This window comes from Paenibacillus chartarius (assembly GCF_042432825.1).
GTDB classification, from domain to species: Bacteria; Bacillota; Bacilli; order Paenibacillales; family NBRC-103111; genus Gordoniibacillus; species Gordoniibacillus chartarius.
This window is the reverse complement of sequence record NZ_JBHLWN010000077.1, coordinates 114,500-134,881: the sequence shown is the minus strand read 5'-3', so window position 1 is coordinate 134,881 and position 20,382 is coordinate 114,500. Positions and strand designations below refer to the sequence as shown.

Below are 20,382 nucleotides of genomic sequence, written 5' to 3'. Positions count from 1 at the left end.
AATATTCGAAAGGGTGATCTGCGATGGCCGACATTCAAAAACACGGAGAGCAAGGTGCCGATGCGCGCCGCTCCGAAAGAAGTCATGGCGAGCTCGGGAGCGAAGCTCTTATGTCGGAAGTACCGGCGTCAGCCGCTGACGACCGGCTGTTCTTTACCAACAGCTGCCGCAGCTACTTCATGTTCAGACTTGCAGAAGAGACCGAATAAGGAGCATGATGCGTGCATGCGAATCCATCCAATAAGTCCGTGTCCGTTCGGCTTCTGCCGCCCGGCATGGACTTATTGTGCTTTTCATAGGCGTGCGCTATAGTTATCCATAGAACTCTTTCGCGCATACGCATGTACATCACGATAAGTTAGGGGACACCACCATTGATTTGGCTGCGGTACGTCAGTATTTGTATCATATTCTTCTTTGGAGTCGGTCCGGGCGTTCTGCTTATCGGACCAAGCAAGTACATGATGGGGCTGGTCCCGTCGATCATTATTCCGCTTATGATTTATTTGCTGAAGGATGAATGGATTGGCACCGACTGGAACCGGCTGATCCGCAATAAGGGGATGTATAAGGATTACGCGCTGGCGCTGCAAATTTCGATTTATGCTATGGCTCTATGTACGCTGTTATTCAGGCCTGAAGTTTCGCTGACGGACCAGCTGACCGAACAGTTTCCGATTATGGTGTTTCACGTCATCGTCCTCGGGCCGATAGCCGAAGAAATTTTTTACCGCCGCATTATTTTCGGCGCTTTCCTTGGCAAGCTGCCGTTCTGGGCGGCGGCGGGCGTTACTTCGGTCATATTCGGTGCGGCTCACTTGAGCTGGGAGCGATTTCTCGGGTACGCGGTCGTCAGCTGGATGATGTGCTGGTTGTATAAGAAGCACGGCACGCTCGCGCCGTCGATTTTGACGCACTGTTCGATTAATTTTATTGCAATCTTAGCTACAACGTTAAGAAGCTGAAGCATAAGCGCCTCCCGACCTTCTCATGAAGGCAGGGAGGCGTTTTGGCATTTCCGGCTTACCGCAGCTGCTGGCTGGCCGTATAATAACGAAGCACTTCCAAATCACGAGGCTTGATGGACTTGATGGCGGCCGAGTAATAAATGCCTTTTTCGATAAGATGGGCATACCGTATGGAAGCTTGAAGGCTGATCGGTTCTTCGTCGCATATGACGTTCAGCCGGTACGTCTCGTCGAAGTTCAGCATGAACTTCGATATCGTAAATCCGATGCCGAGCTTGCTGATCGACACGATCCGGACGGAATGATTGAATTGCTTGCCGCTAAGAACACCGAATGTATTTAAGCGATAGGAGTCGAATATCAGCTCCTCGCTGTTGTAGGCTTCTTCATCGATACCGCTGTCTTCCCGATAAATCTCGTTCAGGTCGCAGCCGAGCGGTGTCAATATGACATCGCGGCGAGGACATTTCATGACTTGCATCGGCACTTCCGTACCCCTCTCGACTAACGCTACTTGCTCACCGTTCCGTAATCGGGCATACTCGGGTTCCTTGATTTCCCAAAACACGGCATTGCTGTTTACAACCGGAGTATCAAAGGTCAATCCGTGCGCTTTAATTTTCAACTGTTTCATATCACACACCTCCTCCTTGGGACAAGTCTCATTTTAGATCCGAGTTGTTAGACAAATATTGGATATGTATTAAACATTATTAAGATTTGCTTTAGGCAGCAGAACGTTTCTGTTTGTCTTCGTAACTCATACAATGCTTTAAGGCATCGATGAAAAGCGGAAGGGGGACGGAGGATGCGAACGCCAAAGCTTCGGGGACAATGGACGGTGTTGGCTTGCGGTGCGGCTTATCAAGCGGTGCTGCAGCTGCGCGGCAAAGGGAGCTTCGTGTTGGCAAAAGGATATCGTCTCGTCGCTTCGCTCGGATCCTCCCGGTACCGCGGCTACGTCATCGAAGCGCCTGGAACGATCATTGCCGCGTTTCGCGGTACGGACGGCTTGCGGGATCTGGGAACGGATTTGAAATTGCAGCCGGTCCCTTACCCTTACAGCCGGAAGGCCGGCTTCGTTCACCGCGGCTTCATCGAATTGTATCAGCATCAAATTCGTTCTCCGCTGATGCATGCCCTTCGACGTCTTTCGCCGAATAAGAAGCTGATTCTAACAGGGCATAGTATGGGGGGAGCGCTCGCAACGCTGGCAGCCGTAGATGTTGCGCTGCATACGCGATTTCGCAAGCCCTGCGTGTATACATTCGGTTCTCCGAAGGTGGGCGACATTCAGTTCGCCTCCGAGTATGATCGGCTCGTACCGCTCAGCGTCCGGGTCGAAAATGTCCGCGACGTCATTACGGCGTTCCCCCCGGCCTTAGGGGCTGAATTCGCCTATGTTCATGTGAATCGTGCACTGTATGTTCATTTTAACCGTTCCAATTGGCTGGGCAATCACAAGATGCGCCATTACGCTGCCGCACTTGAAGCGGTATACCCGGAAGCATACGCCAAGCTTCGCAAGCAAAATCCTGGACTGCTGCCTTAACGGCTGAACGGGCAAATAAAAACGCCGCGCATAACCATCGGCGTTTTTTGCTGTGTCTATAAGGGTTATCGCGCCGGTTCGCGTTTGTGCATAACGAATACCCTGTTTTTCCGCTCCCGCGGCGGTTGAGGCTTGGACGATTTGTTGTTCTTTTCCTGCGGGCGAATCGCTACCAATGTTAGCAGCGCTGCAAAAGCGGACAGTCCGGCAATCGTGAGAAACAGGACGGAATGTGAAATGCCCATCAGCAAAGAAACGACCGGAGGACCGAGCGACACGCCGACGAACCGGACGGAGCTGTAAATCGAGGATATCGTACCGCGCTGCTCCTTCTGAATGCCTTCCGTAATCAGGGCGTCCAGACACGGCAGCGAGATGCCGATTCCCGCACCGCCAAGCACAAGCGATGCTATGACGAATATGATGTTATCAAACCAGGCTATGGCAAAGATCGAAGCGGTCACGAGCACCATGGCGAAGAAATTCACCCATTTCATCCGCTTCTTGTTTGAGCCGATAAATTTACCGGTCACATAAGAGGCCAAACATAGGGCCCCCGTTGGAATCGCCAATATCAATCCTTTGGTAATTCCGGTTATTCCGAAAGTATCCTCGAGATTCGACGATAAGTAAAACAGCACGCCGAACACGACGAACATGCAAATGCCGCCGATGGCGAATATGGCATACAGCCAGCGGCCCTTCTGCTTGAAAATAGCGGCAACCGATTTGCGGAACTCGGCGAACTTCGGCGGACTTTCCTTCATCTTCGGCGACCTGACGAGAAATAGGACAAGCAGAACGGATACGGCACAGAATACAGGGATGGAGACGAAGGGTAAATACCACAGCACCGAACCGAGCGCCGCGCCCAGCACCGGACTCAGCACTTTGCCGAACGTATTCGATGTTTCGATGACGCCGAGACCGTGGCTGACTTCGCTTTCCCGTTTAAACATATCACCGATCAAAGGCATAACGACTGGGGCGGCGCCCGCCGCACCGATGCCCTGCAGGAATCGTCCGCCGACAATCGTCCAATAGGCCATGCCGTCTTTCAGCAGCCAAGCCCCCAAAGCGGAGACGGCTCCCCCGACCCCGGTAATAATTAAACTTGGTACGATTACTTTCTTCCGTCCGTAACGGTCCGACAAATAACCGGCAATCGGAATCAACAGGATAGCCACAACGGCAAAAACGGTAATGAACATGCTCACTTGCAGCGAAGTAATTGCCAATTCTCTTGCCATCAACGGGAGCACAGGGATCAGCATCGAGTTTCCCAGTGTCATGATGAGTGGGATAGAGGCAAGTGAAATGAGGTCCCACTTCTTCGGCTTCATAGCGACCACCTTTCCCGGCAATTGATGTTCATTCCTAACATGACTCCGGTGGTCCGGTTGCATTGCTATATCAGATTGTGTGTCATTCGGCATCGATTTATACGAGAACGATCCCAAGGATAACGCGGCTAGGCGAGGGAATTCTAGGTGGTGCGCCGCGGAAACGAAGCTGCAGGCACGTGTTGATTTTTGCGCAGAATATGGAGGGACGACAGCGTGATCTTGGTGTTTACCCACAACGATTTGGATGGAGTCGGATGCGGGATCGTCGCGCGATGCGCATTCGGAGAGCAGGCGGATATCCGTTACAATTCCGTATCCAGCTTGAACCCTCAGGTTGAGAGGTTTCTGGCAAAGATGAACGGGGCGAAGAAGCGGCCGGCTGAGGTGTTTATCACCGATCTGTCCGTAAACAGCGATAATGAAGAGCGAATGACCGCATACGCCAAAGCCGGCGGAACGATCCGGCTGATTGATCATCATAAGTCCGCGCTTCACCTGAACCGGCATCATTGGAGCTTTGTACAGGTGGAGTATACGGACGGGCGTCCCGCATGCGCGACATCGTTGTTTTATGAACACTTGGTGGAGAAAGGTCATCTGCAGCCTACACAAGCGCTGGCGCAGTTCGTCGAGCTTGTCCGTCAATATGATACGTGGGACTGGGAACGACTCGGCAATCAGATGGCCAAACGGCTGAATGACTTATTTTACATGGTATCGATCGATGAGTTCGAAGGGAAAATGGTGCAAAGGCTTCAGGAGCATGACGAGTTTTTCTTCGACGACTTCGAGACCAAAATTTTGGAGATCGAAGAAGAACGGATCGAAAGGTACGTCAGGCGCAAAAGACGGGAAATGGTACAAACCTACGTAGGAGAAGAATGCATCGGCATCGTCCATGCCGAATCGTACCATTCCGAGCTCGGCAACGAGCTGGGCAAAGAACACGCCCATCTCGATTATATCGTCATCCTTAATATGGGCGGGCGCAAGGTTAGTCTGCGTACGGTGCACGACGGCATCGACGTGTCCGAAATTGCCGGAAGGTACGGCGGAGGCGGTCACTCGAAGGCGGCCGGCTGTAACCTCAGCGAAGAGCTGTACCGCATCTATGTCGCCGAGCCGTTCGCGATCGAGCCGATGCAGCCCGACGCTTTCCGCAATACGTACAACGTGAAGGACAATGTGCATGGCAGTCTCTATGTCAACCGCCAGGACGACCGGCTGTGGATTTATCAATCGGGAGGGGAATGGCACATCGAGGAGAACGGGGAAAGGCTCGAGCTGTCGTTCCCGACATTCGCGGCGGCCGAGCGCCATGTGAAGCGCCATTATGCGGCATGGCTGGCCCGGGACGAGGCATTTGTCAAATATTTATGCGACTATGTGACGGACTCGCAAACGAAGCGGATGGCGGGATCTGCCGCTGCAGCAGCGCCCGCGCAAGAGGCTGTCCGAGATGGGGAGCTTGTATATGCATAAATGAAACATGGAAAAGAACCTTCGTTCCCTTTTAAGAAGGGAGGCGAAGGTTCTTTTCGTAACTTCAAGTGCGGCAGACTGCACTTACGGCTCGTCTACATATTCCTCTTGATCGGCAAAGGCCGTCCAGCCTTTGCCTGCCTCCGAATCGTTCAACTTATGCGGCAATTCAAATTCGGGAGGAAGTGCTTGATTTTCTTGGCTGCGGTTGGACGATTGCTCGGATTGCTTCATCGTTACACCTGCCTGTTCATTATGGAATAACGTTAGCGTAGCCGCCCCGAAGATTTTTCATGCACGGAAGGAGAAAGCCGATCTGTGTTGAATATGTACAAGCAAACCATGATAACCGAATCGCGATAAGAGCAAACCAGGCGAAAGCTTGAGACGCAAAGCTACAGGGGCTAAGGCGGATGTCCGCGATGCCAGCCAGCTGCCGAATGATCATCGGTTTTTTTATTTCTTCTTGGAGGGCGGCAGCATGAGAACGTGGTTATTGCACGAAAAATGGCTTACGGGTTTCCCGTATCCGTTATTCATCTTGAACGAGCAGGGCATGGTGGAGGAGCAGAACGCGGCCTTGTCCAAGCTCGTTTCGTATACATGCGAAGAACTGCTGCAAATCCCTTTCGCCGACTTGGTCGTGCCCGAGCATCGGAATCGGTTTCGCCGGGCGCTCGAGCAGGCGAAGCAAGGCGAAATTCGCTCCATCGATGTTGATGTAATGGCGAAGAACGACAAGCGGAAATCGCTGCAAATCGTGTTGTCTTTATGTTACAGCGAAGGGGACAAGCACCCTCGCATCCATGTCATTTCGAGAGATATTACGTCGAGCCAAATTTTGAAGAAGGAGCTCATTCAATCGAAGCTTCAGCTCGAGCATATATTCGAAACGCTGAATGTGGCGATTTGGTCGGTAGAGCCTGGAACCCGAAAGCTGCTGCAATTGTCTCTGGGGGCGGAAAAAGTATACGGTCATCCGGTGCAAGCTTTTTATTCCGAGCCGGACCTATGGCAGCAAATGATCCACCCTGACGACTATGCCGCAGTCATGGCCAATCAAGGTCAATTGCAAAGCGGTCGTTCTATCGTACATGAGTACCGTATTATTAGCGGTCAAGGCGAAATTCGCTGGATTCACGACCGCGTCTTTCCGGAGCTCGACAATGACGGAAATATCGTATCGTTAACTGGCATTGCGTTCGATATGACTGAGCAGAAGCTGATGAAGGATCAGATCCGTCACATGGCTTTGCATGACCCGGCTACAGGGCTGCCGAACCGGACGATGCTGGAGGAATATTTCCGGACCGGCTGCAATCTCGCGGAGCAGCCGCAGCCTCCCATCGCCATCGTTTCCCTCGTTGCCATGCCGCTGGATATGATCGCGGATACGCTCGGGCAATCGCTTGCCGACGAAGCGCTGCGGCTGTTCGCGGAGCGCGCGGCCGAGCTGCTGCCGAACGCAGATTTGATATGCCGGACAGGAGATTATACGATAAGCATCGTTTGCAAGGAAGCGGATACGCAAAAGCTCTACGCCGCAGCGGAGTTGTTCTTCCGGTCGCTCGATCGGACGTTTCCGATCGGTCCGTATGAGGTGGTGCTGTCGGGAGCGGCCGGCATCAGCACATACCCCGGGGACGGAACGGACGCGGGTACATTGCTGAACCGGGCTCAAAGCGCCATGCATCGGGCCAGGAAGAAAGCCGTGAATACCGTAATGCGATACAAGCCGCATTATGAAGAGGAGTGCTTCAAGGCTTTCCGGCTGGAGACCGACATGTTTGGAGCGCTGGAGCGGGGCGAATTCGTCCTGCTGTATCAGCCGAAAATCGACTTGACCCGGATGGAAATTATCGGTATGGAGGCGCTGCTGCATTGGAATCATGCCGAATTCGGCTTGATCAAGCCGTCCGAATTCATCGCACTGGCGCAGGAATTGAATTTGATCATACCGATCGGCGAATGGGTGCTTCGTTCCGTTTGCCGGTTAGCCCGGGAATGCCGGGAGCTCGGGCTGCCGCCGCTTCGGATGGGGGTCAACGTATCCCCGCAAGAAATTTTACAGGCGGATTTCGTCGGGAAGGTCATGACCATACTTGCTGAAACCGAAATGGATGCGTCGTGTCTGGAATTGGAAGTGACCGAGCATACGATGAAGCAGGAGAAGCATATTCAAGTGCTGAAAAAGCTGCAGGCTGCCGGCGTTACGATAACCATCGATAATTTCGGAACCGGCTATTCGTCGCTGCAGAGCATCAAGTCTATCAAGCTCGGCGTGCTCAAACTGGATAAAATGTACATTCGTTCGATGACCGAAAGCGAGGAGGATTGCGCCATTGTCGACGCCGTTATTCACCTTTGCCACAAGCTCGGCGTGAAAGTAGTGGCTGAAGGCGTAGAGACGAAAGAACAGATGGCACTGCTTCGGAAGCTCGGCTGCGACGGCGGACAAGGCTACGCACTCGGTATGCCGGTTCCGGGCGAGCAATTGAAAGAGCTGCTTCAGTACGGCGTAACAACGCAATCCTAATCAAACATAAGAACCGCCGGTGGACAGCTGGAATTCAGACGTCCTGCCGGCGTTTTTTTGCGTTGTGTTCGATTTTTATCCGTTGTTTCGTAAATTGTCCGTTTCAAGATCGTAATTTGTCCTTGCTTCATGCATTTGAGGTGGGTGGCGCTGCGTGAAGGTTGTATGATAAGGCTGCTTGACGAATCCTTTGAAAGGAGTGACGGGGATGATGGAAACGGCATTACGCAGGGCGGCGAAGACGCTGAACAAAAATAAGGCGCTGCTCCTGCTGGCGCTGCCGGGGCTGCTTTGCATTTTCGTATTTTCGTACGTTCCGATGTTCGGTATTGTAATCGCCTTCAAAAATTACAACGCAGTCGACGGGATTTGGGGCAGTCCGTGGATCGGGCTGCGCAACTTCGAATTTCTGTTCAACAGCCAGGATGCTTGGCGGATTACGTACAACACGCTTGCCTTGAACTTCTCCTTCATCGCTTTCGGGACAGTGGCGGCCGTCGCCTTGGCGATCGTGATGAACGAGATCAAGAGCCGCTGGATGAGCAGCATTTATCAATCGGTACTGTTTCTGCCTCATTTGTTATCCTGGGTGCTAGTCGGCTATTTGGTGTTCGCGCTGCTGGCTGCGAGCGGTCTCGTGAATCACGTGCTCGCCGCGTTCGACCGGGAGGCCGTTTCGTGGTACACTGAACCGGCCTACTGGCCGTTTATTTTAACGATTACCGTGATTTGGAAGCAGGCAGGATATACGTCGATTATTTTTTTGGCCAGCATAATCGGCATCAGTCCGGAATATTACGAAGCGGCGAAAATCGACGGAGCGAGCAAGCTGCAGCAAATTCGCTATATTACGCTGCCGTGCCTTGTACCGGTCATTACGATCATGACACTTCTCTCGATCGGCCGTATCTTCTATGCGGATTTCGGATTGTTCTATAACGTAACGCAGGATATCGGACAGCTATACCCGACGACCGACGTTATCGATACGTATGTGTTTCGCATGCTGCGAACGGTTGGCGATATCGGGATGGCATCCGCCGCAGGCGTCTACCAATCGATTGTCGGCTTTCTGCTCGTGTTAGGCTCCAATTATTTCGTCCGTAAAGTGAATGCGGACAACGCACTCTTTTAGAAGGGAGGGCTTCACGTGAAATCCAACCGGCATTTGTTCAGCCTTATCGGCTTGTACGGTTTCATGACGGCGGTCTGTTTAGCCTGTCTTCTTCCGCTCGTCCTTGTCGTGTCCGCCTCGTTCACGGAGTCGTCCGCCTTTACGCTGAACGGCTTCCGGCTCATTCCCGACAGATGGAGTTTGGCATCGTACCGGCTCGTGCTCAAGGATGCGGACCAGCTTCTCGCTTCCTACAAAGTGACCATCGCCGTTACCGTTCTGGGCACGCTGCTCAGCTTGTTGATCACGTCGCTGCTCGCTTATCCGCTGTCGCGCAAAGATTTTGCCTATAAGAACCCGCTTTCGTTTTACGTGTTCTTCACGATGCTCTTCAACGGAGGACTGGTGCCGTTATATATATTGGTCACGCAATATTTGCATCTGAAGGATACGATATGGGCATTGATTTTGCCTGCGTTGATCAACCCGTTCTATGTGCTGCTGACCCGCACGTTTTTCCAAACGATCCCCGAAGCGGTGATCGAATCCGCCACATTGGACGGGATCACCGAGTGGCAGATGTACATCCGCATCATTTTGCCGCTGTCCGGTCCGATTCTTGCGACCATTGGCTTGTTCACGACGATGAATTATTGGAATGACTGGTTTAGCAGTTTGCTATATATTGAAGATAGAAATTTGATTTCACTCCAGTATTTGTTAATTATGATGAAAGAAAATATCGAGTACATGCTGATGAATCCGAATTCGGACAGCAGCCTGCGGGACGTTCCGTCCGATACGGTGCGCATGGCGATGGCCGTGCTGACGATCGGACCTGTAGCTTTCGTGTATATGTTTTTCCAAAAATATTTTGTTCGGGGCATGGTCATCGGCGCCGTGAAAGGCTAATGGAAGCGGGCACCCCGGCGGTCATTCTCGAAGGGGGTACTGGAGATGAACACAATTTGGCGGTCGCTCAGCACATTTTCCAAGATGCTCTTGTTCTTCTCGATCCTGCTTAGCGTTGTCATCATGGTGCTGTCCTATGTGCTCTATACGATTACGTCGAATGAGACGCTGAAGACGATTGCCCAGACGAATGCGAAGTTTTTATCGCAAACGAGCGTCAGCGCCCAAGTCATGAACCGCACGGCGGTCAATTTCCTGTGGACGCTGTATGCCGACCCCGCGAACACCGCGTTCATGTATGATGACTCGAACGATTACGAGGCGATTCATAAGACGGTCGGCAAATTGAAAAATATCGTTCAATCCAATAGCTACGTGCATTCCGTCTATATTTATAACAAAAAAATGAACCGCTTCTTATCGACAGGTCCCGAAACGATGAATGACGAAGCGCAGTTCTATGACCGTCAAGCCGCAGAGCTGATGAAATCGTCGGTCAAACCGTTATTTCCGATTCCGCGAATGCTCCGTTCGCCGTATGCGTCGGCAAACGATGTCAGCGTATATACGTATGTACTGTACGATATGTACACCGAGAGCGAGGGTATCGAAGGGGCTATTATCGTCAATATACACAGCCAATATTTGCAGGACATGATGACCGCTTTGAACGACGGGGGAACACTGGCGGACGGCGAGACGCTCATGATCGATGAACGCGGCACGGTGGTCAGCACGATGCAGGGACAATTTCTGGAGGATGCGTCGTCCCGTCCGATGATTGCCCGTGTGATGCGGGAACAGGGCCGGAGCGGAGCATTCATCGATCAGGAAGGAAATCGGAAGGTGACGGTTACCTACGTCGGGGCGGATGCACTGCCGTGGAAGGTGATTCATATTCAGTCTTACGAGACGAGCTTGGCCAAGCTGCGCAGCATACGCAATATTACCGTAGGCGTATCGGTAACGGTGCTGCTGGCCGGCGTCATCGTTTCGGTACTCGTCTCCAGAAAGCTGTCTGCCCGCTACCTGCGGCTGATTCGCAACATTCGGAACGTGACCGAACCGTCATCAGCCGGCGGTGCGCTGCGCGACGAAGTGGCGTATTTGGACCAAATGTTCTCGGAGGCGTACTCCGTTACCCGCAAATCGATGGCTGTACGCAAAAATGAATTGCTGAAGGAATGGCTGCTGAACAAGAACATGCCGGCGAAGCGATTGGGCGCTTTTCCCGGCACGTATCGCCTGATGGAAGAGGAGGGTGGCTGGCAGCTCGCGGCGATTCGAATTGACAGGTGGCAGTCGTTTGCAGCGAAGTATGTAGAGAAAGATCAGGAGCTGTTCCGGTATGCGATCGGCAACTCGGCCTCCGAGATGATCGGCCGCATCTGCCCGTGCGAAACGGTGGATATGGGCGGCGACCATATGATTTGCTTGCTTCGTTTGCCCGCAGACGCGTCGGAGGGCGGCGCCCTGCCGCTCGAGACGGTGTTTCGCGAGCTGCAGGCGTGGTGCAGGAGTAATTTGCATTTGTCGATCAGTGCAGCGATCGGGGAAGCGGTGTACAGTGCCGATGACGTTGCGGATGCGTACCATCAGGTGATGAACTTGTCGCAATACCGTTTCTTTTACGGTCACGAATGTATCGTTACCCACGCCGCCGTGCTGGCCGCCTATACTTCTGCCGGTTATAAACTAACGGCGCAGGACGAGGAGCCTCTGCACGAAGCGCTGATCCAAGGCAAGCAGGAAGAAGCTATGCAAGTATTTTCCCAGTTGATCGGCAAGCTGGAAGGGTACACGTACGACATTGTCATTACGAAGCTGTTTCATTTGCTGTATGGCGTGTATCGAACGCTGCAGGCGCTTGAAGGAAGCGCTGCGGCCAACTATCGGCTGAATTTCCAGTTCCTGCTGAAGCAATGCTCTCAGATCGAAACGATCGACGAGATGAAGCTGTTTTTCAAGGAGCTGTTCAAGGAAACGGCCGATATCGTCAAATCCCGCAAGGAAAGCCGCAAATCCGTGCTCGCAACCTCGATCGCGGACATGATCGAAGCGAATTATTCCGATAAAAATTTGTGCCTGGACACGATTGCCGACCGGCTCAATTATTCCAAGGTGTACATCTCCAAAGTGTTCCGGGAAGCGTACAATCAATCGATCGCAGATTACATTCTAGATCTTCGCATGAACAAGGCGATCGAAGGACTTCAGCGGAACATCCCCCTCCATACGCTGCTCGATGAGATCGGTGTGGAGAACGGCAAATATTTCTATACGCTGTTCAAGAAGAAGATGGGCGTGTCGCTCAAGGAATACAGAGTCAATTATGTGCTGAACAAGATTCATAGCGACAAGTAGGAGAGCCGTTTGGCTGAGCTATGCATGAGGTTTGAATTTCGTCCGCGGCATCGGTTTTTACCCGGCGGCATATTCGAATTTTACTGTTTTGTTACGATTTTATCCTTTATTTGGCGTAATATTTGCCCTATATTGGCGTTGCCGGGTTCGGAGTAGTCCGTCGGCGACCAAAGGTAGAGGGAGGATGTACACATGAAGAAGCGACGAAACGCAGGAAGAGGGTCGGGAGTGCTCGCTCTCATCATGATGCTGGCCGTATGGCTGAGCGGCTGCAGCGGAGGCGCTCCGGCGGCTACGAAGCCGGAACCGGCGCCCGCCCCAGCGCCTGCAGCGGGGGAGACGAAGCAGGCGAGCGCGGAGCTGCCGCCGGTGGAGCTGCAGTATTATTTTGCCGCCAATGTACAGAACTTGAAGGATTTGCCGCTCGTCGAGGCTGAGATGAACAAAATCGTCAAAGCCAAAATCAATGCGACCGTGAAGCTGAATGCCATCGACTTCGCAGCGTTCGATCAAAAAATGAATATCAAGTCCGCTTCGGGAGAGCCCTACGATCTTGTGTTTACGGCTCCGTGGAAAAACAACTATTTCCAGAACGTAGCGAAAGGGACGCTGCTGCCTCTGGATGATTTGCTGGCGAAGTACGCGCCTACGCTTAAAGCGACAGTGCCGGCCAAAATTTGGGACGCAACGAGAGTCAACGGAAAAATCTACGGCGCCATTAACTGGCAGATCGTAGCGATGGCGTACGGTGTATCGATGCCGAAGATGTGGGTGGATAAGTACAAGATCGATATCAATAACATTAAGTCGCTTAAGGATGTCGAGCCGTATTTGGCCAAGTGGGAAGAGAAGTGGCCGGCTTATCACGGCGGCGAAAATAAATTTACGCAAGCGCCTCCGTTTTTCGGGTTTGATTCGGTCGGTGACGACGCTTCCGTCGGTTGGGTGCGGCTGAACGACAAAGACTTGAAGGTTGTGAACCAATACGAGAGCCCGGAATTTAAAGAGCTGATCGAAACGACTTACGATTGGCGCAAGAAAGGCTTTATACCGCCCGATGCCGTTCTCTATACGGACGAGAAACGGCTGGCCGACCAGAAAGCGGGCAAGACGGAATTGCTGCTATCGATTAACGGTCCGGCGCCTCCGGGAGTGGAAAATGCGGAAAAGCAAAAGATCGGTGTGGAAATCGTAGTGAAGCCGATTTCGAAGCCATTGATTACGACGAATCGGGCGATTGCGACGATGACCGGAATCAGCAAGACGTCCCAAAATCCGGAGCGGGCGATGATGTTCCTCGAGCTCATTAATACGGACAAAGACTTGTACAACTTGCTGTGCAACGGCATCGAAGGCAAGCATTACAAGATGGTCGACAAAACGAAAGGGCTGATCGAGAAAATTCCTGACAGCGGTTACAATCCGTCGACGGACTGGATGTTCGGCAATCAATTTAACGGATACTATACGTCTCCGGAAAGCGTCGGCAATTGGGAGAAGACGATCCAAATGAATGCCGAAGGCGAAGTGTCGCCGCTGCTCGGCTTTAACTTCAATCCGGAGCCGATCAAATCGGAGCTTGCTCAGGTCAGCTCGGTTTGGAAGGAATACAGCGGCGCATTGATGACCGGCAGCGCAGATCCGCAAACCAAATATCCGGAATTCCTGGATAAGCTGAAGAAAGCGGGAGCGGACAAAATTATCGCTGAGAAGCAGAAGCAGATCGATGAATGGAGAAAGTCCAAATAAATGGCTGATAGCTAGACGCCATGGCCGCGTCCGATTTGGCGCAGCTGTGACGTCTGGCTCTAAGGTCATAGGGAGGAACGCTGCGTGTTCAAGCGTCGATTGTATCGTATTCTCTCCGTCGTATTAGGTTTGGCTTTGTTGGATGGCGGGTTGTTGACCGCCGGGCTTGGAACCGTACACGCGGCTTCGGCGGTCACTTTGTATGCCGCTCCGTCCGGCGGAGGGCTTAGCTGCAGCCTGGATGCGCCGTGTTCATTGGAAACGGTGCGGGACGTCGCCCGTACGTACACAGGGACAATGACCGGGGATGTCGACATCGTCCTGCGAGGAGGAACGTACGAGCTCCAGCAAACGTTCGCGCTGACACCGCAAGATTCCGGACGTAACGGATATCGCGTCAACTATAAGGCGTATCCGGGCGAAACTCCGGTCATCAGCGGCGGCCGAACGATTACAGGCTGGGAAATGTTCGATCAAGCCAAAGGTCTGTTTCGAGCACCGGTGAACCCCGCCTGGGACAGCCGGCAGCTGTTCGTGAACGGCCAGCGTGCCATTCGTGCCAAAGGGGGCGAGCTGCCCGGCGCAGTGAAGACGGAAGCCGGGCATACGACGTCAGATTTGTCGATGCAGAACTGGCGCAATATCGATCGGATCGAATTCGTGTACCGCAAGGAATGGGTGGAGAGCCGCTGTACCGTCGCTTCCATTGAGAGCGGCAGCATCGCCATGAAGAAGCCTTGCTGGAGAGAGGAAGGTCGAGGCATCAAGCTCGGTTTGCCGGCCTGGATTGAAAACGCTTACGAGCTGCTGGACGAGCCCGGTGAGTGGTACCTTGATGTGACAAATCATTACATTTATTACATTCCGCGGCCTGGTGAAGATATGGCTTCTGCGGAAACGGTCATGCCGCTCTTGGACACTCTGGTGGCTGGGGAAGGGACACTTGACAATCCGATTTCCTCGATCGGCTTCGAAGGTATCACATTCGCTTATTCAACCTGGCTGCAGCCTTCAGGGCCGTTTGGATTCAGAGAAATTCAGGCGAACCTATTGACCAGCAACGAGAATCCGCTGTCAGGTACTCCCGATGACGACACAAAGATTCCTGCAGCAGTAACGTTCCGCTCGGCAGCGGCGCTTACGTTCAAGGGCAATCTGTTTACCCGCTTGGGAGCGGGCGGTTTGAATCTGGATACGGGAAGCCGGGACAATCGGATTGAAGGCAACCGCTTCAAGGATATTGCCGGAAACGGACTGATGCTGGGCGATGTGAAGCGGGAGGATCATCATCCGGCCGATATGCGCAGTATTGTGAAGAACAACGTGGTGAGCAACAATGTATTTACCCGCATTGCCCAAGAATATCGGGGTGGGGTTGCTCTGTGGGCAGGGTATGTGGAGAATACGCATATTACGCACAACGAAATATTCGACCTGCCGTATTCCGGCATATCTCTTGGCTGGGGCTGGGGGCTTGCCGACCCGGTGAACAATCCGTCCGTAAGCAAAGATAACGTCGTCGAATACAATCATATCCATCATTTGATGAAAGAGCTCAACGACGGCGGCGCGATTTATTCGCTCGGCGTACAAAGAAATTATCAGGTTCGCTACAACGTCATCCATGATCAGCAGCATGACTACGGCTCGATTTATCTCGACGCCGGCAGCAAGTATGCGACGATCGAACAGAATATTATGTTCAACAACCGCATGAATATGATTGCAACCGGTACGAACCATGTCATCCGCAACAACTACTGGGATAACGACAAAGATAATTTAATGAGGCAGACAGACAGCGTGGTGGAAAATAATATCGTTTCCCCGCCCGGAACGTATCCGTTATCCCTCATGAATCAAGCCGGTCTGGAGCCGGCCTACTATCACTTGCTGGAGCTGCAGCCGGATCGGAGCTTAACGGAGGGGGGCGCCGCTTATGCGTTTGACGCAGCGGGCAAGCCGCTGGATCTGGGTGAAGGCGTTGCTGCGGACATGGTATTGGACCGTGATTTGACTACATTTATCGAACCGCAGCTGTCTGTGCAGGGCTGGTCGTTGACGGTCGATTTGATCTACCGCGGAGATGCCGATGCCGCCGTCATTACGTTTCCGTACGGCGCTGCGCCGGCCGCATTCAAGGTTGAAATAGCCGGTGGCAGCGGAATATGGGAGACGTTGCTGGACCAAACGGCCGGAAGAAGCGGCAGGAACCTGGTGCCGTTATTCGGCAAAGAAGTGCGGAATATTCGGGTTACGGCGGTAAATGGTTCAATGGCCATTGCCGAGATTGAAGTATACCGGAAGGGCAAGGCCGTTCCGCTGATGCCCGGCTTCGAGCTGGCCGCTGCGCTCAATGGAGGAACGGCAGCGAGTTCGTCTCCAGCAGTCCTTGTTAGTGCCGAAGGTATTCTGACGGGAATGTCTGCAGGTGTTGCTGAGATCACGGTTAACGGCGCCGTCCAAGGTAAACTCCACATTGACGTTCAGCCTTTTGCAGACGTTCAGCTTGCTGTTGGCGGCAATCGATTGGCTGCGGGCAGGAGCCGTCCGGCGATTCTGTACGGGGTGACGAACACCAGCATGATCGTTCCTTACGGTCCTGAGACCGTAACTTTCACCTCCAGCAATCCGGAAGTCCTCGATGTAGATGCGAACGGAATCGTTCTTGCCAAGACGGCTGGCGCTGCGACGATAACGGCGTCTGCCGGAACAGGAGAGCACGCGGTCAGCAAGTCCGCCGAGATGACCGTGTACAGCGAACAGCTCGCACGTATTGAAGCGGGTGTCAACAAGCCTTATTTGCACCCGGGCGAATCGGCTGTGCTGTATGTGAGAGCTTGGTACGATTCGGGGTATGAGGCCGATCCTTCTCAATTCACGTTAAAGCGGTTTACTAGCAGCAATCCTGACGTTGCAGTCGTCGGCGGGAGCGGTCAAATAACCGCCCTTCAGGCCGGTCAGACAACCATTTCGGCGAAGATCTCCATTGAGGGCGCAGAGAGATCTGCGGAAACGAAGATCGATGTATACCCTGCTGATTGGCAATTTGCCAATATTGGAGGCGCCGACGGTTCGGCACATTACTCGGACGGCCAGTGGAAGGTGCGCAGCAACGGCTTGGATATTTTCGAGACGAGCGACCAATTTGCCTTTGTGTATAAGCGGATCAACATGGACGATTATCCGGAGGGCATCTCCATCGCAACGACCGTCTACTCGCTGGATAACGCTCATCCGGCTACGCTGGCCGGTCTTATGTTCCGGAAATCGCTCGAACCGGGCTCTGCGAATGTCAACTACCGGATCCATTCGAGCGACGGTTTGCCGGTCAAGCGGGTACCTTTCACCTATCGGAGATCGGCGGGGGAGCATACCGATTTTTTCGAAACGCCTGATCTTGTATTGCCTGCGCGCATTCGTTTGACATACAAGAGCGGTTTGGTGCTTGCGCATTATTGGAAATCAGATGAAGCAAGATGGGCGCAAGCAGGCACCCTGCAGATCGATTTCGGCGGCACGTTCTATGTCGGCGCCGCGCACGCTTCGCACAATGTGGAAGTGATGACGAATACAGCGTACTCGGAAGTCGATATCGGCATTGGCGACCATTTCCCAATTCGGCTGGAGGCCGATCGCAATCTGCTTCAAGCGGGCAGCGAACTGCCTCTTCGCGTAACGGGAACGAACCGCAACGAGACGATCCGCTATACGTCGAGCGACGATAAGGTGGCAACCGTTGATGCGAATGGAATCGTAACGGCTCGCGCTTATGGCAAAGCGACGATTCATGCGCAAGCGCTCGTGAACGGAAACGCACAGCCGGATCGTAACGCTTCGCTGTCGTTGTCTGTATATGATCGCTTCGAAGATCTCATCACGGTCAACGGTGCGCTGAAGCGGCCGGCGGAAGCGCTTAACCCGAATTTGACAGGCAGGCTGGCCACACACGCAGGGGCGGGACCTGAGCTCGGCAACGACGGAAACATTAATACTGGCACACAAGCGACAGGAAGATACGATTGGGGCTATCAAGTCGATCTAGGCGACATCCAGACGGTCCATTCGATGTCCGTGACGTTCGCCCCGACACTTTATGCGAATGAGTTTGAATTTCTGCTCTCCAAAGACGGATTGAACTGGAACGTAGTCGCTGCGTATCAAGGAACTACAGGCGGAACCCGGTATACGAAGATCATGGATACGCCGATATCCGGCCGCTACGCCGTAGTAAGAGCGCTGAAGCCTAACGGGCCTTCCCAGCTCGGCGGTCAGATGCGGGTCGCGGAATTCGAAGTTAATACGTATTTGCTGCCGCAGCGGGCGAACGGTATCTCCATCAACAAAAGCAAGCTGAACGTCACGCTTGGAGATACGGCGCAGCTGCAAGCGGTCGTCTCGCCGCCGGATACGGTCAATAAGAGCGTATATTGGAGCTCCAGCAATCCGGCTGTAGCTGCCGTCGACGAGTTTGGTCATGTTCAAGGTATACAGCCGGGATCGGCCACGGTCACCGCCGCAACCTATGACGGAGCGCATAAAGCCGATGCCGTAGTTCAGGTTGTGGAGAGGAGCGGTGTGAACATTGTCTTGAACCGGCCGTCGCAAGCGTTCACCTTCGATTTAAAGAACGTATTGGCGACGCATTCGGTCGCGGCCGCTACGTACGGTAATGACGGTCTGATGTACACAGGGGCGCAAGCGACCGGTCGATACGACTGGGCTTACAGGGTCGATCTAGGCAGTCCGCAGCCGCTCAGAACGATGGAGGTTACGTTCGGCACGACGTTGTACGCTACGGAATTCGAGTTTGTGACGTCGCTCGATGGAGTTAATTGGACTGTCATCGATACGTTCAAAGGCACGAAAGGCGACGTTACGTACATGACCGACCTTCGGCCTGCAGTTGCAGTCAGATATGCCGCTGTCCGCGCTGCCAAGCCTGATGGACCGAGTCAGTCCGGCGGCCAAATGCGAGTTATGGAATTGTCGGCTTACGTTATTCCGGATACGAGTCCTCCTGTCATTTCTGTGCAAGGTGTTGCGGGAGGACAATCGTACACGAACAGCGTGACCCCGATTGTCATCGTTGAGGACAATGTCAGCGATGCCGTGAACGTAACGGTAACCGTCGATGGCAAGGAATGGGCGGAAGGAATGCCGATTACGCAAAAAGGGTCACATGTTCTTGTAGTTACGGCGGTAGACGAAGCGGGGAATCGCTCGATGTCTGCGATACCATTCACGGTTTATGAAACGACTGTACTGACGGCCGAGCATACGGCTGGAATCTACGGCAGTACCGCTGCATTGCGGGCGAAGCTTGCCAGTGCAAGCGGAGAACCGATCTCAGGGCAGACGGTAAAGTTCCGGTTGGACGGGACACCGGTCGGGAACGCTATGACCGATGAACAGGGGATTGCCTCGTTGGCTTACCAGGTCAACGTCGGAGCTAGCCTGAGCACGGATGCGGAGGAGCATCTAGTGACGGCGGAGTTTGCGGGTAACGATTCCGCTTTCTTCCGCGGAAGAGCAGGAACCGGTGTGTTGACGGTAACTAAAGCGGAGGCGTTGATGCAGTATACGGGTACTTCTGCGTCGGCGTCGGCATCTCCGACTGCGCTGGAAGTCAAAGTCGGCCTTGATGGAGGGGGCCAGCTGCGGGGAACAGGAGGAGTGCCGGTTCGATTCAGTCTCCAGCGCATCGCTCCGGACGGAACAGAGGCTCCGTACAGTGATGCCGTGCTTCAGGAAGATGTGTTCACGAATGAATCCGGGATCGCGTCGATTAGCCTTGACCTGCAGCCGGGCTTGTATAAGGTGACGACAACGCTGCAGAGCAACCCCTTCCTGAAAGCTGCTCAGTCGACAGCTGCCGTTGCCGTGTATGCCCCAAACACGTGGACCGCGAGAGCGGATGGGTGGCTTGCCCTGAATGGAGATCAGAACATCTTCGGCGGCAGGGCAAGTAAACTGCATGTCAACGCGAGTCGGGCGTATCACAAGACTACAGGTGTGCTGCGGGAGACGTTAAGATTTCATGCCGAACCGCAGGGTATAGATTTGCGGATGAATGCGACCGATTGGTTCGTCATCACCGATAACGCCATGTTCGTTCAAGGGAAGGCAACCGATGCGCGGAGCGGGGCTGTCTACACGGTCAGATTTATGCTTGGTAAATCGACAGCCGACAGCAAGCGGCATACCGTTGCATCCTTCACGCTGTGGAAAGGGGATTCCGCGCAGGGTACGCCGGCATTTCAGCTGTTGGGGGCCGCTTTTGCCGGCTATGCGTACTTCGAAAGTTAGAAGTCCTGTTCTGTTCAATTCCGTGCTTCAGTATGATGGCACGACAAACG

At 53.5% G+C, this 20,382-nt stretch carries 13 protein-coding genes and 1 riboswitch; of the genes, 10 read left to right on the top strand and 3 right to left on the bottom strand.

All coding sequences use genetic code 11. The features are described 5' to 3' along the window. Window positions 1-23: 23 nt before the first annotated feature. Together ACFFK0_RS20355 and ACFFK0_RS20350 are read left to right on the top strand one after the other, a co-directional pair. Complete coding sequence (locus ACFFK0_RS20355) at window positions 24-209, top strand: hypothetical protein (protein ID WP_377472174.1); 186 nt, start codon at window positions 24-26, stop codon at window positions 207-209. A 165-nt stretch (window positions 210-374) separates the two neighbouring features. Continuing rightward, window positions 375-965: a CPBP family intramembrane glutamic endopeptidase gene (locus ACFFK0_RS20350; protein WP_377472173.1), complete on the top strand. Its 591-nt coding sequence runs from the start codon at window positions 375-377 to the stop codon at window positions 963-965. Window positions 966-1,023: 58 nt separating this feature from the next. Here ACFFK0_RS20350 and ACFFK0_RS20345 read toward each other — a convergent pair whose 3' ends face one another. Then, window positions 1,024-1,602: a hypothetical protein gene (locus ACFFK0_RS20345; protein ID WP_377472172.1), complete on the bottom strand. Its 579-nt coding sequence runs from the start codon at window positions 1,600-1,602 to the stop codon at window positions 1,024-1,026. Window positions 1,603-1,776: 174 nt separating this feature from the next. Here ACFFK0_RS20345 and ACFFK0_RS20340 point away from each other — a divergent pair, with 174 nt between their 5' ends. Further along, window positions 1,777-2,520 (top strand): lipase family protein, encoded by a 744-nt coding sequence (locus ACFFK0_RS20340; protein WP_377472171.1) that lies wholly within the window; start codon window positions 1,777-1,779, stop codon window positions 2,518-2,520. A 65-nt stretch (window positions 2,521-2,585) separates the two neighbouring features. Here the strand turns inward: ACFFK0_RS20340 and bcbE are convergent, their stop codons facing one another. After that, window positions 2,586-3,863 carry a bacillibactin exporter BcbE gene (bcbE, locus tag ACFFK0_RS20335; protein ID WP_377472170.1) on the bottom strand — a complete coding sequence of 426 codons (1,278 nt, stop codon included), beginning with the start codon at window positions 3,861-3,863 and terminating at the stop codon, window positions 2,586-2,588. A gap of 216 nt (window positions 3,864-4,079) precedes the next feature. On the opposite strand from bcbE, the gene ACFFK0_RS20330 reads away from it, so the two are divergent. After that, window positions 4,080-5,348, top strand: a complete 1,269-nt coding sequence (locus ACFFK0_RS20330; RefSeq protein WP_377472169.1) for a DHH family phosphoesterase — start codon at window positions 4,080-4,082, stop codon at window positions 5,346-5,348. A gap of 84 nt (window positions 5,349-5,432) precedes the next feature. On the opposite strand, the gene ACFFK0_RS20325 is transcribed toward ACFFK0_RS20330, so the two are convergent. Next, window positions 5,433-5,582, bottom strand: coding sequence for a hypothetical protein (locus ACFFK0_RS20325; protein ID WP_377472168.1), 150 nt, complete (start codon window positions 5,580-5,582; stop codon window positions 5,433-5,435). 120 nt (window positions 5,583-5,702) lie between these two features. After that, a riboswitch (cyclic di-GMP riboswitch) is annotated at window positions 5,703-5,789 on the top strand. 40 nt (window positions 5,790-5,829) lie between these two features. On the opposite strand from ACFFK0_RS20325, the gene ACFFK0_RS20320 reads away from it, so the two are divergent. From ACFFK0_RS20320 to ACFFK0_RS20295, 6 genes are all read left to right on the top strand, one after another. Then, on the top strand, window positions 5,830-7,884 hold the full coding sequence (locus tag ACFFK0_RS20320) for an EAL domain-containing protein (RefSeq protein WP_377472167.1): 2,055 nt from the start codon (window positions 5,830-5,832) through the stop codon (window positions 7,882-7,884). A 211-nt stretch (window positions 7,885-8,095) separates the two neighbouring features. Further along, the gene (locus ACFFK0_RS20315) at window positions 8,096-9,019 is read left to right on the top strand and encodes an ABC transporter permease (protein WP_377472433.1); all 924 of its coding nucleotides are present in this window, start codon (window positions 8,096-8,098) and stop codon (window positions 9,017-9,019) included. A gap of 15 nt (window positions 9,020-9,034) precedes the next feature. Next, a complete protein-coding gene (locus ACFFK0_RS20310) occupies window positions 9,035-9,910 on the top strand; it encodes a carbohydrate ABC transporter permease (protein WP_377472166.1) in 876 nt (291 codons plus the stop codon). Window positions 9,911-9,955: 45 nt separating this feature from the next. Next, window positions 9,956-12,274: an AraC family transcriptional regulator gene (locus ACFFK0_RS20305; RefSeq protein WP_377472165.1), complete on the top strand. Its 2,319-nt coding sequence runs from the start codon at window positions 9,956-9,958 to the stop codon at window positions 12,272-12,274. A 192-nt stretch (window positions 12,275-12,466) separates the two neighbouring features. Continuing rightward, entirely contained in the window at window positions 12,467-14,023 is a 1,557-nt protein-coding gene (locus tag ACFFK0_RS20300; protein ID WP_377472164.1) for an ABC transporter substrate-binding protein, read from the top strand. Window positions 14,024-14,107: 84 nt separating this feature from the next. Beyond that, window positions 14,108-20,332, top strand: a complete 6,225-nt coding sequence (locus ACFFK0_RS20295; protein WP_377472163.1) for an Ig-like domain-containing protein — start codon at window positions 14,108-14,110, stop codon at window positions 20,330-20,332. The last annotated feature ends 50 nt before the right edge of the window (window positions 20,333-20,382 follow it).